General features: G+C 52.9%; 16 protein-coding genes. 7 read left to right on the top strand and 9 right to left on the bottom strand.

Annotated elements, in window-relative coordinates; all coding sequences use genetic code 11:
* The first annotated feature begins 162 nt into the window (after positions 1 to 162).
* The 6 genes from LOY45_RS25060 (at position 163) to LOY45_RS25085 (ending at position 5,830) form a co-directional block, all read left to right on the top strand.
* Entirely contained in the window at positions 163 to 1,491 is a 1,329-nt protein-coding gene (locus tag LOY45_RS25060; RefSeq protein ID WP_258578518.1) for a tyrosine-type recombinase/integrase, read from the top strand.
* A gap of 904 nt (positions 1,492 to 2,395) precedes the next feature.
* Positions 2,396 to 3,376 (top strand): integrase domain-containing protein, encoded by a 981-nt coding sequence (locus tag LOY45_RS25065; RefSeq protein ID WP_258578519.1) that lies wholly within the window; start codon positions 2,396 to 2,398, stop codon positions 3,374 to 3,376.
* Positions 3,373 to 3,648: a hypothetical protein gene (locus LOY45_RS25070; protein ID WP_046040835.1), complete on the top strand. Its 276-nt coding sequence runs from the start codon at positions 3,373 to 3,375 to the stop codon at positions 3,646 to 3,648. The genes LOY45_RS25065 and LOY45_RS25070 overlap by 4 nt, the downstream gene beginning before the upstream one ends.
* 115 nt (positions 3,649 to 3,763) lie before the next feature.
* A complete protein-coding gene (locus LOY45_RS25075) occupies positions 3,764 to 4,708 on the top strand; it encodes a hypothetical protein (RefSeq protein WP_258578521.1) in 945 nt (314 codons plus the stop codon).
* 99 nt (positions 4,709 to 4,807) lie between these two features.
* Positions 4,808 to 5,182 carry a hypothetical protein gene (locus LOY45_RS25080; RefSeq protein ID WP_038978441.1) on the top strand — a complete coding sequence of 125 codons (375 nt, stop codon included), beginning with the start codon at positions 4,808 to 4,810 and terminating at the stop codon, positions 5,180 to 5,182.
* A gap of 90 nt (positions 5,183 to 5,272) precedes the next feature.
* Positions 5,273 to 5,830 (top strand): hypothetical protein, encoded by a 558-nt coding sequence (locus LOY45_RS25085; protein ID WP_038978440.1) that lies wholly within the window; start codon positions 5,273 to 5,275, stop codon positions 5,828 to 5,830.
* A 471-nt stretch (positions 5,831 to 6,301) separates the two neighbouring features.
* Here LOY45_RS25085 and LOY45_RS25090 read toward each other — a convergent pair whose 3' ends face one another.
* From LOY45_RS25090 to LOY45_RS25100, 3 genes are all read right to left on the bottom strand, one after another.
* Positions 6,302 to 7,330, bottom strand: a complete 1,029-nt coding sequence (locus LOY45_RS25090; protein WP_080925314.1) for a reverse transcriptase domain-containing protein — start codon at positions 7,328 to 7,330, stop codon at positions 6,302 to 6,304.
* A 274-nt stretch (positions 7,331 to 7,604) separates the two neighbouring features.
* Entirely contained in the window at positions 7,605 to 7,949 is a 345-nt protein-coding gene (locus LOY45_RS25095; protein ID WP_185754785.1) for a hypothetical protein, read from the bottom strand.
* Positions 7,946 to 8,791 (bottom strand): phosphoribosyltransferase-like protein, encoded by an 846-nt coding sequence (locus LOY45_RS25100; RefSeq protein ID WP_258578522.1) that lies wholly within the window; start codon positions 8,789 to 8,791, stop codon positions 7,946 to 7,948. Before LOY45_RS25100 ends, LOY45_RS25095 begins: the two co-directional genes overlap by 4 nt.
* 578 nt (positions 8,792 to 9,369) lie before the next feature.
* Here LOY45_RS25100 and LOY45_RS25105 point away from each other — a divergent pair.
* Positions 9,370 to 9,792 carry a hypothetical protein gene (locus LOY45_RS25105; protein WP_244211874.1) on the top strand — a complete coding sequence of 141 codons (423 nt, stop codon included), beginning with the start codon at positions 9,370 to 9,372 and terminating at the stop codon, positions 9,790 to 9,792.
* 76 nt (positions 9,793 to 9,868) lie between these two features.
* Here LOY45_RS25105 and LOY45_RS25110 read toward each other — a convergent pair whose 3' ends face one another.
* The 6 genes from LOY45_RS25110 to tagQ form a co-directional block, all read right to left on the bottom strand.
* The gene (locus tag LOY45_RS25110) at positions 9,869 to 10,201 is read right to left on the bottom strand and encodes a DUF3077 domain-containing protein (protein WP_258578523.1); all 333 of its coding nucleotides are present in this window, start codon (positions 10,199 to 10,201) and stop codon (positions 9,869 to 9,871) included.
* Positions 10,202 to 10,536: 335 nt separating this feature from the next.
* Positions 10,537 to 11,529, bottom strand: coding sequence for an ADP-glyceromanno-heptose 6-epimerase (gene rfaD, locus LOY45_RS25115; protein WP_258578524.1), 993 nt, complete (start codon positions 11,527 to 11,529; stop codon positions 10,537 to 10,539).
* Positions 11,530 to 11,599: 70 nt separating this feature from the next.
* Positions 11,600 to 12,058: a hypothetical protein gene (locus LOY45_RS25120; protein WP_258578525.1), complete on the bottom strand. Its 459-nt coding sequence runs from the start codon at positions 12,056 to 12,058 to the stop codon at positions 11,600 to 11,602.
* A 16-nt stretch (positions 12,059 to 12,074) separates the two neighbouring features.
* Entirely contained in the window at positions 12,075 to 12,530 is a 456-nt protein-coding gene (locus tag LOY45_RS25125) for a hypothetical protein (protein ID WP_258578526.1), read from the bottom strand.
* Positions 12,527 to 13,432: an Ssp4 family T6SS effector gene (locus LOY45_RS25130; RefSeq protein ID WP_134064791.1), complete on the bottom strand. Its 906-nt coding sequence runs from the start codon at positions 13,430 to 13,432 to the stop codon at positions 12,527 to 12,529. The genes LOY45_RS25125 and LOY45_RS25130 overlap by 4 nt, the downstream gene beginning before the upstream one ends.
* Positions 13,433 to 13,508: 76 nt before the next feature.
* Entirely contained in the window at positions 13,509 to 14,462 is a 954-nt protein-coding gene (tagQ, locus tag LOY45_RS25135; RefSeq protein ID WP_115084894.1) for a type VI secretion system-associated lipoprotein TagQ, read from the bottom strand.
* Between the last annotated feature and the right edge of the window lie 54 nt (positions 14,463 to 14,516).

Consider the following 14,516-nt stretch of genomic DNA (forward strand, 5'->3'; position numbering starts at 1 on the left):
TTAGGCTCCACTGCATTCCACCGAATGCTCTGGAAGCCCCGAAAACCCGCCCTTTGGCGGGTTTTTTCGTTCCAGGACCCTCCGTCGGGATCCAACAAAATCCCCCTTCCCCGAGGGTATGTTAGGGGTACTGCGATTTTCCGGTCAGGAGCGCGTACCCCTATGCCACGTCTAGCGATCCCTCTCAGCGACCTGCAATGCCGCACGGCCAAAACCCGCGAACGCGCCTACAAACTGTTCGACGGCGGCGGCATGTACCTTTTCGTCAAACCCAATGGCGTGAAGACCTGGCGCTTGAAGTACACCAAGCCCAGCGGCAAGGAAGGGACGCTCATCATCGGCAATTACCCCATCGTTACCCTTTCCGTCGCACGACGTAAGCGAGACGAAGCCAAGGCGTTGCTGCTCGACAATCTCGACCCAATGGAAGAAAAGAAGAAGGCCAAGATCGTAGCCCAGCGTGCGGCACTGCTTTTCGAAACCGTTGCTCTGGAGTGGCACGCCGACATGTCCCGTCGCTGGACCGAAGGACACGCAAAAACCGTGATGAGCCGACTGCGTACCCACGTCTTCCCACTGATCGGCCAACGCCCCATCGCTGAACTCGATACCCACGACCTGCTAGAGATCACTCAGCGCATCAAGGAACGCGGCACCATGGATGTGGCGCTAAGGGTACAGAATTACTTATCCACCATCATGCGCGGGGCCAAAAGAGCCCGGCAGATCACCATGAATCCTGCACTGGATCTGGCAGGCTCGCTTCACGCGCCGCGCACAGTCCATCGCCCAGCCCTCTCTCTCAACCGCCTACCCGAACTGCTGCACCGTATCAACAACTACAACGGCCGCGAACTAACGCGCCTCGCCGTCCTGTTGACGTTGCATGTATTCGTCCGCTCCAGCGAACTGCGCTTCGCGCGATGGAGTGAGTTCGACCTCCAACGCGCCATGTGGGAAATCCCCGATACACGCGCACCGATTGAAGGGGTACGCAACTCCACACGTGGGACCAAGATGAACGGCGACATTCAAATGGTTCCGTTATCGCCGCAGGTCATCGAAATACTGGAGCGCCTGCGCAGCCTCAGTCGTTTTTCAGAGTTAGTGCTACCGGGAGACCACAAATACTGGAAGCCCATGTCCGAGAACACGGTGAACACCATGCTCCGCAACGTCGGCTATGACACCAGCAAGGACGTGTGCGGCCACGGCTTCAGGACCATGGCCTGTAGCGCCCTACTGGAGTCCGGGTTATGGACCGACGCAGCCATCGAAAGACAAATGAGCCATAAGGAACGCAACCGCGTGCGTGCCGCGTATATCCACAAGGCCGAATTCCTCGAACAGCGCAGGCTGATCATGGCGTGGTGGAGCAACTACATCGACGCCAACCGCCATGGGCATGTGACACCCCACGAATTCGCTCACCCTGTCGGCGACAACATCACGGCCCTACAAAATAGCCGTGGCGCATCCAAACGTGGGTAAGCCTATGAGATCACCGTTGTCCGCCCTTCCACGCGGGTCCATCCAAGCGGGGCTGCAAAGCCGCCCTGCTTGGATGGACCTCATTTAAAAAATCTAAAGCCCACGCAAATTGTCTGTGGAAAACCATAGATTTCCACCGGTGGATAATTTCATCCACAGCCGCAGAATTCCCGAAAATTCGAGCCTTGACCCAAATTATCCACAGGCGTAGAAAAGATCGGGCAAAGCGCTGTCTTTGACAGCAACCCAAGTAGCCAGAACCTTTAAGGCTACGCCACACCGTGGTGGTTCACCCAAAGTGCGATTAGCGCCCGGCGGCTCGCACGGTCACTCACCGAGTGATGGATGCCTACTTCAGATCGTTGCCATTGCGGCAAATACATCCCCCTACCCAGCTGCCCTGCAGCAACCTTCCCGCTTGGCCATTTCACTGCGCCAACCTGCGCCCGTCTCTTTCCCCCGAAAGAGACGGGCGCTCCTACCGCTGCTGCAGCCCAACTCGTACAAGGCTTTGCGGCATTCCCCCTCGTGACAATCGGCGTGACAAACACCGAAGTCACCAGCAACAGCGATGCAGATAATGGTGCCGCAGCCCAAGGAATGGACTGTACCTGACTGACAGTCAGGCATGCCCCGGTCATCGCTTCACTGCCTTCACCCGACTCAGGATCTCGCGGCGCTGGTCTCGTCAGCCAGCGCAGCCTCCACCCGCCCACTTCTTCGGAAGTGCTCAGGAGGCCAGATCATGAGATGCCCAAGCTCCCGGTCGTAAAGAGCCGCCAGTCCCGCGTTAGTGGACAACCCTCACAGGTCGCAGGGGCCTTGATCCCTGATAACACTCAACATTCTTGGCGGGATGACGTGGGGAAAGCTTCAAAGATTTGGCTTCGACAGGAATTTGATCATGGCACTGGTAGGTAAACGTGACGGGCGCAATTTTGGCTATGGCCGGCAACTGAGTTATGCCGGGCCACAGGCGCTACGTGATCTGTTTGGCGGCGGGCATTACGGGACGGTCAAAGCACACAGTGATCGTTGGCTGGCGTTTGTACGCTGGTGTCGGTCGGAGGATGGCCCGGGAATTAATGACGCACGGCAGATTGATCGGCAGACCTTGCTGGATTACGCGGAGCATCTGCGTCACCTGGTTGAGCGCAGCGATCTCACCATCGCCACTGCGCAAAACCGATTGTCCAGCGTCAATCGGACCCTGGCAGCGCTTCGCGGTGATCAGTATTTGAAAGTACCGAGTCCGAGCAAGGCGCTAGGAATGCGGCGCACCAGTGTTCGTCGTTCGGTGCCGCAAGGCCAAGACCGCGAACATGTGAAGAGGGTCGTAGAGGTGCTTTGCGCACACCAGCAGCCGCGTGCCGCGGCCATCGCTCAATTAGCGCGAGCCACCGGCATGCGCTTACGTGAGGCCATTTTGGCCGACCTTCCGCGCTTAAAACGTGAGGCCGAACAATACGGCAAGATCAACATCCAGGATGGCACCAAGGGGGGCCGCTCAGGTGCCTCGGCACCTCGCTGGATCAGGGCGGATGATCATATTCGCGAGGCGCTGAGATTCGCCGAACAGGTCTCACCCGACGGTAGCCGCAACCTACTTGCACCGAACGAAACCTACCTCGATTTCCAACGGGGAATCGTCCGTCCTGCACGGGACATCCTCCATCAGTACATCCTCAAAGGCTTCCACGAATTGCGGGCAGCCTATGCGTGCGAACGCTATGAGCAAATCACCCACCATCCCGCCCCCATCAACGGTGGCCATTGCTATCAACTCGACCGACGTCTCGATCAGGAAGCCCGAGTACAAATCAGCTATGAGCTGGGGCACAACCGTATCGTCGTGGTGGCCGCTTACATTGGTGGTCGCGCATGAGCACGGTATTCGATATGGATCTGTTCCTGACGGGTGTCCTGACCGGGTCGCATACCACGCGCCAACGCCACCTGCGTCAGGCGAAGGCCATCCAAACAGCGATCGCTGAGCGCTGGCAACGCGACAATCCATGGACTTGGCAGAGAAAACACCTTGCGTGGTTTTTGAATCACCACCTAAACCAGCACACTCAATCGACGCGCTATTACTATTTGCTGACCATGCAATTACTCACTCATCGCTTAGGAAAATCCTGGCAGTTCAACCTCTAAACGAAGGTCAGAAAACGGCCAAAAGCAGCCTGTGGACAAACTAGTGGCAAATCGGTAGCGTCGACCTGTTGCGCTGAATCTTTACTGCCCACAGATAATCTTTTGAGAAGCAAGAATGAGCAAGCCAGGTGATGACCTTGAAAAGATTGTAGAGATAATTGAGCGCTCTATCTCACCTACAGCACGAATAGAACAAAACGTATTTCTTCCGGTGTTGACTTCAACGCAAGGCCACACTGCTCAGTGTGACATTGTGATAAGAAATGGATCGCCTCCCAGAGAGACACTTACAATTGTAGAAGTACAAGATCGCAACTCTAAAGTCGACATCAATACCTTCCGTGGCTGGCTAGGAAAAATTGAAGATGTTGGAGCTCAACATCTTATATGTGTTTCTAGAAAAGACTTTGCTTCCAGCATCAAGGAGAAAGCTGGACAATCCGGCTCGAAAATATTTCTTGTCACATTAAAGGATCTATCGCCGGAAAGGATTCCACTAGATTTTATAAAGTTTATCTTCCTGTATCATCATATAAACATCAAAAACATTCGCAGCATAAGGCCGTATGTTGGGCCAGGCCAAATTGCAAAGCTAGGGCTAAAGCCACTACAGCATGAGCTTGGTGACAAGATATGGTCCCTAGACAAAACAAACATGATTTCATTATTGGATATATGCAGGCTTTCAGTTAGAGACAAGCAGGATTTACTTAACTCAGCGACCAGCGAAGATGGCGTGGGAAAGGCATCATTTAGTAATGCTGGCGAAGATACCCTTTACTATTATTATGATGACGAATTTGTACGTCTTGGTCTGGATTGCGAGTTTGAATGGGAATCCGAGCATGCCGAGATCCCAATGTCTGTCGCCTCCTATGAGCAAGATCAACATGGCGCATTGGCATGGCTTTTTGAAGTGGCTCATAATAGTAAAAGTGGCATGATCTCAGTGAAACTTCCTGTGGTTAAGTTAGAGAACGGAAATTATGAAGTCCTCGACAGCATTATAAATTCTCAACATGAGTACGCCTTCGAAATAATACCGAAATTAAGCAGCTAGCAAGCACGCATAACAAACGGTTCAAGTCGTTCGCTTCACTCACTGGGACCGCGTTCCGCGCGCCCCTTAGCTTAATCACTAGGAATCCAAGGAGACTCCATGGATATCGTATCAACAATCAACAACTCCATCTCCATAGTGAGCAGGCTTCGCGACATATCTAAAAATCTGTCGGAAGCGGAGTTCAAAAATTTACTAGCAGATCTATCGAACGAGCTTGCTGACGCGAAGCTTCAAATTGCAGACCTAAAAACCCAGCTTGCAAATCAAACAGAAAATTTACGAGCTTTAAAGGCCGCAAGTCCAGAGAGCAAGCAGAAGCCCTCCATCAAATGGGGCTGCTATAAATTTGAAGGCGAAGAAGGTCTATACTGCTCCGCGTGCTATGATTCAAAAAACAAAAAGAGCCTAACCAACAGAGTAAATACAAAGAGTCGCTCATGCCCTGTATGTAAAGCAGTAATTGGTTCATGATCCCTAACAAACGGTTCAAGGCCGTTCGCTTCTCTCACTCGGGACGGGCTAAAGCCCGCCCTTTTACCAAGCGTTAGCCAGGGAAAATAGATGGAATTTGATATTAATGTCTTTGCCAAGCTGCTGGCGCCAGCTCTTACAGCTATAGTTGGCTTAATTGTTAAGAGCTACCTTGAGGCAAGGCCAAAACTTATAACCTATCTTGTTCATTCCTCAGCAATACCTCTACATGATGAAAAAAACACGAACGTCAATACTCACAGCATTGTCGTGCGCAATGCCGGGAAGAGAACTGCGCATAATGTACGCATTGGTCATTACTTCTTGCCGGCTTTTCAAATTCACCCTCAACTTGCACATGAAATCATCAGAGGCAAAGATAACTCAGCCGAGATAGTTATTCCCACCCTAGTTCCTGGCGAGCAGATAAGTATTTCTTACTTGTATTTTCCTCCTAGCTTATGGAGTCAAATTCACTCTCACTGCAAGTCAGATGAAATGGCGGCAAAGTACATAAATATTACTCCCGCCATTCAGCCAAGCAAACTTCAGCTCGCTGTAGTTTGGGGGCTGATGTTTGTTGGAGCATCAACTTTGCTTTATTGGTCTATTTACTGGTTGTTGGTATGGGTGCAGAAATCTGCCTAATAAGTCGAGCCTTCGCCGGAACAGCGGAGTCTGTTCGACGATCACAACAACTCGTCGCGCCGGCTGCTCATCCGTCGGTGGATTTCTGAAACCGAAGGTTTGCCGCCTGACACTGAGTGCTGGATCGGACCGTGACCTTGTTCGGCAGGGGTGCAAACCATATGGACAACGCCTCTATCAGCGCAGAGGCTTCGCTGAAGTGGTCACTGCCGGGGCAGAACATCAAAACGGCCATGGTCAGTTACCTCGATGTACCCGGATCATATTTTCTGAACATTAGGGGGCGATAGCCGTATCCCTGACTGGATTTAACACCATCACTCCATCTAACTCTCAATGTTTAACTGGTCGCCAGCCCCAAGCCACCTAACTGAGGGTGGCGACAGACAGAAATCGGCCAATAGCGGTCGTTAGCAACTTGTAAAGTTAGTGGAGTGCAAAAGGTGGGCTATAGACATTTCTACGAAGTAGTTATGCCTGATAATTTTTACCGAAATGAGGTAGTAATATGTCGCGACAAATCTTAGCATCGGAACTATGAGGTTCCGCTTGCAACCAAAAATTAACTTTTCCTAAAATAGAATCTAGGTAAAACGGGTCTTTGATTTTTTCTTGTGACACATGAGAGAGAAAGCCATATCGCTCGATATAGTGCACCGCCTGCTTTATGGAGCGCCGGAGCTCTCTAGTAATTCTAAGTTTGTCAGCAGCAACTGACAGGCCTGTAACAATTTTTTTGTTTTTGTTTATCATTAATCTAGTTTTTGTAGCATTCACTACAAGCCCATAATCACTCACTATAGATTCTATAAGTGCGGGCAGTTTGTTCGAGATGTAGCCACCTGAAAAGGTCATATCATCAGCGTAACGGGTATATTTCAAGTTGCTCTTGGATGCTAATTTGGCCAGTCGTTCGTCCAACCCATGCAGCAGAATATTCGTAAGGTAGGGGCTTGTAGACGCGCCCTGAACCAAGCAGCCCTTGTTGCAACATAAAGACGCCAGTGCGTATGACACGCCGTGCGAATAACCAAGCCCTGAGAAAAGATTTATTACCCAACCAATTCCTATTGATGGGAAAAAGTCTTTTAGATCCATCTTAAGCAAAACTTTGCAGTTAAGATGGGGGCTTGCGTTAGTGAAAATTGATCGTTTAGGAATGTAGCCGTGCGCGTTATCATGAACGGCGCAGTTGAGAAGGATATTTTGGTAGATCCAATCCTGGCATTGAAGAAGACTGGGGTAGGGGGCATGTATAGTACGATTACCGCCAGTTCTTTTTTTAATAGTAAACTCCCTATAAAATCTGGGGGTTCCGTTTATCATTGCCTGGATGGTTAAATACTCTATTCCAAGCAACAGGGATAAGTGCTCAACCTCGAATATGATTGGAGAGTTAGATGCTGTAAGTGACTTTATTTGATCAAGGTATTGATCTATTGTCTTTTGAGGGATTCCGCGACTTAAAAAAAAGTGCTTCCATTCATTTATTATTTTCATAATAAGCCCACAGATGGCTACCTTCTAGACTTGCGCTCTAAACCGCGAGGCGTGCGGAAGTGGGCGAAGCCCGCTTTTGTGCGCCTTGCGGTTTGCGGAAACGCGAAGCGTTGTAGCATTGCAGCCACTGGTATGCTTCACCGCCAGTGGTTGCAATATCGGTTATCGGACACCTTAACCTAGGGAGCGACTGCACTCCAACGTACTAGCCTCTGTGGGCGAAGGTGAGAATACAGAAATTCAAACAAAAAAACAAATTCTATTATGTCCTAGGTCATTGATCTAGTAGATAGATGTTAGGCACGTAGAAGTCGTCAACTCGAATTTTGCGACCTTTCATTTCGCTAGGGACTTGTCGCCAGCTTTTTCGGCCTGATAGCACCCTTCCGGAACCTGCTAAAAATACTTCTCTTCCTGCCGGACTTAAGTGAATAAGAGAGTCGTGTTCAACTATTAATTTCTTTGCAGCTAGAGCGCTGAACACCTTGAAAAATATTTCGCCAGAGAGCTTGCTGCGTTTTAATATTGTATATGGTTGCAAGCCGGATAATGACTCCTGCAAAACTTTCATTATCACAAAGTCTGCACGAAGCATGCTGGGCGTAGTGTATTTAATCATGCATCCCTCATAGCTCTGTGAAGCATGGTTTTTCGTTTTTGATTGTCAATATAAAATGGCCACCAAAAAATAGGAAATACGCTATTCGGAGTATTCGCAGCCTCTCGACAGTAAGCGGCCTGAGCGCCGTTGTACCCAAGCTTTGGCAGCTTTATGCCTTCATAATCTTGGGAAAGACCTGATTCTAAATCATCCATCAAGGATCGGTATTGAGCCGCAACCTCTTCCGGAAAACATCCATCAATGGCCTTTTTAATTATGAGTTGAGCAGAGATTTCGATTCCAGCCGCCCTAACTGCCTCAACACCGTGAAGAGTTGAAACTAACACTTTGAAAGTAATCGAAAAATCGGCCACACCTGCATTAGTGAAAACACTTGTTAGCTCTTTATAGCGCCCTATGACGGTCTGGCCTGAACCAACAAAGTCATCAATAATATAGATTTTTTTACGCCCAGTGCGTTTAAAGTTTTTTAGAGCCCCGCCAAACGTATTCACACCGCAAAAGCTATGCCACTCCCTTTTGGTGAAAATATATTTTAAGTTATATAAAAGCTCTTGCGAGCTGTCTGGGCCAGAGTCAGCTGCCATTGCTACTATCTGAGCGTTATCCTCGTAACCAGCTTCGGACATAACTTCTTCAGCTAACGAGTTTAATTTCTCGCTATACTCTTGAGCTGATAGATAGGAGAAGTTGTCAAGGATTTTTATTAGCATCTCGCGGGAATTGGCGCATTTGCATTCCTCGTATAGCACATGGCTGAGCTCAGAAGTTTTATCTCCAATCCAAGGCTGGCGAGCAATGAGATTTAATATGGTATTGAAGTTTTCTTTTGTGTCCATGGGGTCGTGTCTGTTGAGCTTCGAGCCTATAGGCCGAGATTTTGCACGTTTCCATGCCGGCTGCTGGAATATAGACGGGTGGCAGCGTGCTATCAAGGCCAATGACTTCAATGTCTATTTCGCTGCGATATGCAAGCGGAGCACGAACGCGTGCCGTGTAGCCTCTCTCAGCCCTGGGAGCCATTCGCGAATGGCAGCTTCTGGCCGTCTGCTGCCTGTCGCCACGGCAGCTTTTGGCGGATTCCTACCTATTCTCGACGGAGGGGATGATCAACAACGTTCGAATTCGGGAGGTTTACCATTCCGTATGCGGCTCTGAATTACTTGCAGACCGACAACGTGCTGACATCTAAAAAATCCCGAGTTCGATTCCACCGAACTCCATAACTAGCTGATTTGTTTATAGTTACTAGTTGGGGTACGCCGAATTTTCCAGCGAACTCCAGATGCCCGAAAAACCTACTCTCGCCGAAACATACCGTTCGTCTGGTGCCGCACCATACGCAGTAAAAAAGAGGCTCACCGCAAGGTGGGCCTTTTTTGTTTGCACAGCCTACACCGCCTCGGTAGGAGCGGGCTTGCCCCGCGATGAGACCGGTGAATTCGGCCTCCTCAGGTGGCGTCTGAATTGCGACCGCTGCGCGCTCGATCGCGGGCAAGTCCCGCTCCCACACATACCTTGCTGGATAATCCCGTCTATCGTCTCGGCCACCGGGCTTTCGAAAGACGCGCTGCATATCTACTTCGGTATGGTGGTGTTCGTCACCCTTGCAGCCATCAGCAAGCAACCAAGGCCCTATCTGGCCTGGTCTTGTGCATTAGCCCTGGCCTGCGTGGGCGAGATAGTCGACGGGTGGGATGACCTGCATAGCCTGGGCTACTGGCGTTGGCAGGCGAGCCTTCATGATGTGCTGAATACTTTGTTTTGGCCGAGCGTGCTGACACTGCTTGGGTACCTGAGATCTCGGGCAAAGCATGGCCCGAATTTCCCAGAAAAATGATCAACAACGCTCCTGGACGATGGGCTGCCGAGCAGCCCTGAAGCGAGAAGACAAACCTCTCGCATCGTCGACTAGATCAGACAGGCTTTCCCAAGCCTTTGCGCCTCAGCGCTTCACTCTCAAGCCCGTCCAGCACGGCATCCACCAACCCCTTGGCCATTTCAGCCGAATGCAGGGTTGACCAGAGCAGCCCCTTCTTGGGCAGGCCATCGATGTGCTCACATGCCTGCTGAGCGGTGTCATAGATGCCTTGCAGCAAGAGTGAAACGTGAACCAAAGCGTCTTCAGCCTCGATTCCATCACGCACAGCGAATAACGGTGGATGTCCGGCACCACAGGAGCCGAAGGGAGTTGCGGCAGTCTTGCCAAGGAGGGATTCGGGAGGATCCGGAACTATCTTTTTTGTCATTATGAAGCTCCTTTTGCAATGGAGCTGTCACCGTCTGCGACCAAACAAATTGGGTGACAGCTGTACGCAGGTTGGTCGACCGGGGCAAAAGGCAAACCCGGCAGGCACGAATGCCTCCCGCGCACAGCCGCCATAGCACGAATGTGCAGACGAAAATCCGTCAGCATTCGTGGATGGGAGCTTTTGCAATTTGCTGTACGGGCGACCAAACCCGATCGCTGATTTTGCAGCGACCGGGGAAGCCTAACGTTCACCATGCCGAAATGGCAAGGCGGGAAACGCACAAGTCCACAATGAAGTGGCGGTAACTCGCAGGCCATTGCGCCAGCAACAAGCTAATGCGCGCGCTGCAACCACTCGCAATAGCCCGCCACACCCTGCTCCACCGTCAGCGTTGGCTGCTGATAGCCAACGCTGCGCAAGCGCTCAAGGTCGGCGCAGGTGTAGCACTGGTACTTGCCGCGCAGGTGCTCGGGGAATTCGCTGTATTCAAGAATGTCTTCCAGCAGGGCCATCTCCAGCGACAGCGGCGGCTGGTCCTGCTGCTCGCGCAGGTGGTTGATCACTGCCAGTGCCACATCGTTGAAAGGCTGGGCACGACCGCTGCCGACGTTGAACAGGCCACTCAACTGTGGCCGGTCGAGGAAGAACAGGTTGACCTTGACCACATCCTCGACCGCCACGAAATCGCGCAGGTGGCCGCCGCTCGGGTAGTCGCCATAGCTGCCGAACAGGCTGACCTTGCCGTCGGTCTGGTACTGGTTGAAGCAGTGCAAGGCGACCGAGGCCATGGCGCCCTTGTGCTGTTCGTGGGGGCCGTAGACGTTGAAGTAGCGCAGGCCGACGATCTGGCTGCGCGCCTGTGGCAGTTGCCGGCGCACGCGCTGGTCGAAAAGGAATTTCGAGTAGCCGTAAACATTCAATGGCCGCTCGCATTCACGCTGTTCGCGAAAGTCGCGTCCGGCGCCATACACCGCTGCCGACGAGGCATACAGCAGCGGCACCTGCAGGGCCTGGGCGGCGTCGAGCAGGTCGCGGCTGAAGCGGTAGTTGTTGTCCATCATCAAGCGCCCGTCGCCTTCGACGGTGCTGGAGCAAGCGCCCTGGTGCAGCACGGCGCGTACCTTGCCGAACTGGCCGCGAGCGAAACGCTCGAGAAAATCGTTCTTGTCCAGGTAGTCGGCGATTTCGCAGTCAGCCAGGTTGCGAAACTTGTCGCCATCGCTCAAGTCATCGACCGCGATGATCTCGGTTTCGCCGCGCTGGTTGAGGGCCTGAACCAGATTACTACCGATAAAACCGGCGGCGCCGGTGACGATAATGGTCATGCCATGTCCCCCTTTGAGGGTGCAGAGGCCTCAGTTTAGGGAGTGGCGATTGTGCAAATATTAACCAGAGTCAATGGTTTTGCCGATTGCCGGCACGCATGGCCTTGAACAACTTGTTACGCGATTTGCGGATCGTCACCAGACGACTGCGCATTTCTCGCTGGCGTTGACTGTTGAGCACATAAAGCCCTGCCAGCGACAGAACCGTAATAACCAGGAACAGCAGATTGCTGGAGCGCGGCCCATAGCTAACGAACAACGCCAGCAGATTAGCAACCAACAACGCAACAACCACCCAGACACCCCAAGGACGCCCGCGGACAACAAGCATATTGCCTATACAAAGCACCAATGAAGCGATCATCACGAGTACTACGGTGTAGTTGGCCTGCTCTGTCACACTGGCAAAATGCCCATCGACCACGACTACCGCTGTCAACGCGCAGGAGAAGCAGGCCAACAAAAAAGCGCAGATAAAGGTCGGAAAGTAACGGCGAAGAAACCCTGGTACGTCATGGAGATGAACCATTTGGGACTTCCCCCCTTCAACGACGTGCCTTGATTGCACGAGCTTCGCCCCGTTGCTTAACACGCTCCTTTCGCATCGCTACCAGATAGGCACGCATTTCCCTATGCCGTTTGCTGTTCAGAATCAACAACCCGATGAGAGGGAATAGCAGACCGGTGCTGTAGACAAACATATGAGGCCGATATCCGTAGCTGGGCAACACTGTTAACAGGCAAGCCACGAACAAGCCGACAATGACCCAAACCGCCCAAGCGCGACCCCTTACCATCAGAAAATGGCTCAGAAACCCCACCACAGAAAGCGCCAGCAGAACCATGGAGGTTTTGAACACTCGATCTTCAATACCTTTGAAATAGGTATTGGAAGCAAGCGCCACGGTGCAGGAAGCCGAGAAGCACATCATAAAGAAGGCGACGATGAACGCTGGAAAGTACTGTGCCAGAAACACTTTCAAACTCAGCGACTGCGTCATTGCTCAAACTCCTCATACAAACCTACGGCGATCGTTTGCACTCTGCTGCTGCCCACAAACCCAGCACCAGCACCCAAGGAGTCTTTGATCAGGGTTTGGGTTGCATGCTTGAACTCGGTTGGCGTGTAGCGCTTGGTTAACTGACCGGTGCTCTGTTTGAGCCGTAGTTGCTTGGCTGTTAGCGACGGGTGCTTGAGCGAAAGCAGTTCATCGGTAAGTGCTTTACGCTGCTGACGGCTCAGGTTTCTGGAAAGCTCAGACCAACTGCTTCCGGTAGCCGCTTTGCGCACTTGAAGATACTTGAAAGTCGTAAGCCCAGAGGCCCCTACCCCCATCAACGACACAGCATCCAGCGCTGACGACATGTTCTGGTACCACTCGTAAGAGTCCAGCTCGTCGTTATCCGCAGGGTTCACCACTTCGTTGAAAGTTCTGTACCCGCCGAAAATGCACTGGGTGGTACTGGCCGCTGCAGCTGCGGCGCCCATTGTAGTGAGCACCAGGCTGGTGCCGGCAGTGAACGGCACCGCAACCGTGCCGCTAAACACTACGATCCATCCCAGAACTGCCCCGGTACAGGAAAGCGTTGCGTTCAGTGCTTCTTTAACCACTCGCGACTCACGCGGACTGGTCTTGAGCTCTTCGATGAACTGCGCAGGCGCCAGATACTTCTTCGCCTCACGCAAAATCACCCGCTTGGGCAACACACTGCAAATGGGTTGAAACTCACGCAGCGTCACCACGTTGTAGTCCGCATCGATATACACCACGCCGGCACCGACGATGCCTGGATCGGCGTCGATGGCGGCAAAGAGTTTCGGCAGGTTGATGCGGCTTTCGATGCGCTGCCTTGCGAAAAACTGCGATGGATTGCTATCCAGTCGGTTGAGTAACTCACTCATGTACGGTCTTCCTTGAAACGGCGCACAGGTCGCCCGGCCTTGTAGCACAAGGCCAGGCGACGCTGCTGTTCAGGCCTTACACGTTAGGGCAAGGCACCGGTGCCCAGTCACCCATGTCCGGGTTCTTGCACATGCTGTTGACCTGGCTCTGGCCGGCGCTGGCAACCTTCTGGCTTTCAGCCTTCTTGGCATTGGCGTCCTGCAGGGTCTTCTCGGTGGCGACGGCTTCTTTCGGTACCTCTGGCAGCTTTTTCTTCGCCGGTGGCGGAGTCTTGGTCTTGCCGGTGTTGGTCTTCTTGGCGTTGCCGGTGGCCAGCACCGGCGCCTGGGCCTCGGCGACGATCACCACGTCGTTACGCGGTACGCCGACCTGCTTGAGGTCTTGCTCGTAAGCCTGAGTGTAGTTGTTGAGGTTCTCACCCAGACGGCCGTTGACCGCAGTGATCAGGTTGTTCGACTCCTGCAGGCCGGCGATGATTTCCGCCAGGCGCTTGCGGCCTTCGCCATCGCTGATCTTGTTGCTCTTGCGGCCATCCATCAGGTTGGCGAACTCACGCTGGTAGCACGCCTGGGAGGCTTTGGCGTAAGCGGTGCTGCGGTCCATGTCGGCCGCGCTCTTGTTGATGTCGGTGGCGTAAGAGCCGATGCGCTGGTTGTCGTCGCTGATCTGCTTCTGGCGCTCGGTGTAGTAACCGGCCGCACCGCCGACCAGGGCACCACCGGCAGCACCGATGGCAGCGTTACGGCCACGGGTGTCGGAGTTGCCGGTCAGGGCGCCGGTCAGCGCGCCGCCGACGGCACCGATCAGGGCGCCGGTTGCGACCGACTTGGTCATGTCCGAATCGGTGGCGCGCAGGTGCTGGACCGGCTCGTAGCAGCTCGGGTAGTACTCGACCTTGGTCGTCGCACCGACCTTGGACGCCGGCGAGCTGGCGCAGCCAGTCAGCAGGACGGTGCTGAAACCGGCCGCCAGCAGCAGCGCGGCCCGGCCGTTGGAAGCAGTGAAGAAGGGCTTGCGAGTTGAAAGCATGGTCAGGTTCTCTCTCTATTTAAACACGCCCGGGACAACCTCATGTCGCCCCGG

Origin of the sequence: Pseudomonas wadenswilerensis, from assembly GCF_024749185.1 — a bacterium.
In the GTDB taxonomy this organism is placed as follows: Bacteria; Pseudomonadota; Gammaproteobacteria; order Pseudomonadales; family Pseudomonadaceae; genus Aquipseudomonas; species Aquipseudomonas wadenswilerensis.

Coding starts and splice junctions, on each gene's coding strand:
- LOY45_RS25065 (WP_258578519.1), top strand. CDS start 2,396: ATGGCACTGGTAGGTAAACGTGACGGGCGCAATTTTGGCTATGGCCGG.
- LOY45_RS25060 (WP_258578518.1), top strand. CDS start 163: ATGCCACGTCTAGCGATCCCTCTCAGCGACCTGCAATGCCGCACGGCC.
- LOY45_RS25075 (WP_258578521.1), top strand. CDS start 3,764: ATGAGCAAGCCAGGTGATGACCTTGAAAAGATTGTAGAGATAATTGAG.
- LOY45_RS25130 (WP_134064791.1), bottom strand. CDS start 13,432: ATGAGTGAGTTACTCAACCGACTGGATAGCAATCCATCGCAGTTTTTC.
- LOY45_RS25110 (WP_258578523.1), bottom strand. CDS start 10,201: ATGACAAAAAAGATAGTTCCGGATCCTCCCGAATCCCTCCTTGGCAAG.
- tagQ (WP_115084894.1), bottom strand. CDS start 14,462: ATGCTTTCAACTCGCAAGCCCTTCTTCACTGCTTCCAACGGCCGGGCC.
- LOY45_RS25125 (WP_258578526.1), bottom strand. CDS start 12,530: ATGACGCAGTCGCTGAGTTTGAAAGTGTTTCTGGCACAGTACTTTCCA.
- LOY45_RS25085 (WP_038978440.1), top strand. CDS start 5,273: ATGGAATTTGATATTAATGTCTTTGCCAAGCTGCTGGCGCCAGCTCTT.
- LOY45_RS25090 (WP_080925314.1), bottom strand. CDS start 7,330: ATGAAAATAATAAATGAATGGAAGCACTTTTTTTTAAGTCGCGGAATC.
- LOY45_RS25120 (WP_258578525.1), bottom strand. CDS start 12,058: ATGGTTCATCTCCATGACGTACCAGGGTTTCTTCGCCGTTACTTTCCG.
- LOY45_RS25080 (WP_038978441.1), top strand. CDS start 4,808: ATGGATATCGTATCAACAATCAACAACTCCATCTCCATAGTGAGCAGG.
- LOY45_RS25070 (WP_046040835.1), top strand. CDS start 3,373: ATGAGCACGGTATTCGATATGGATCTGTTCCTGACGGGTGTCCTGACC.
- LOY45_RS25100 (WP_258578522.1), bottom strand. CDS start 8,791: ATGGACACAAAAGAAAACTTCAATACCATATTAAATCTCATTGCTCGC.
- rfaD (WP_258578524.1), bottom strand. CDS start 11,529: ATGACCATTATCGTCACCGGCGCCGCCGGTTTTATCGGTAGTAATCTG.
- LOY45_RS25095 (WP_185754785.1), bottom strand. CDS start 7,949: ATGATTAAATACACTACGCCCAGCATGCTTCGTGCAGACTTTGTGATA.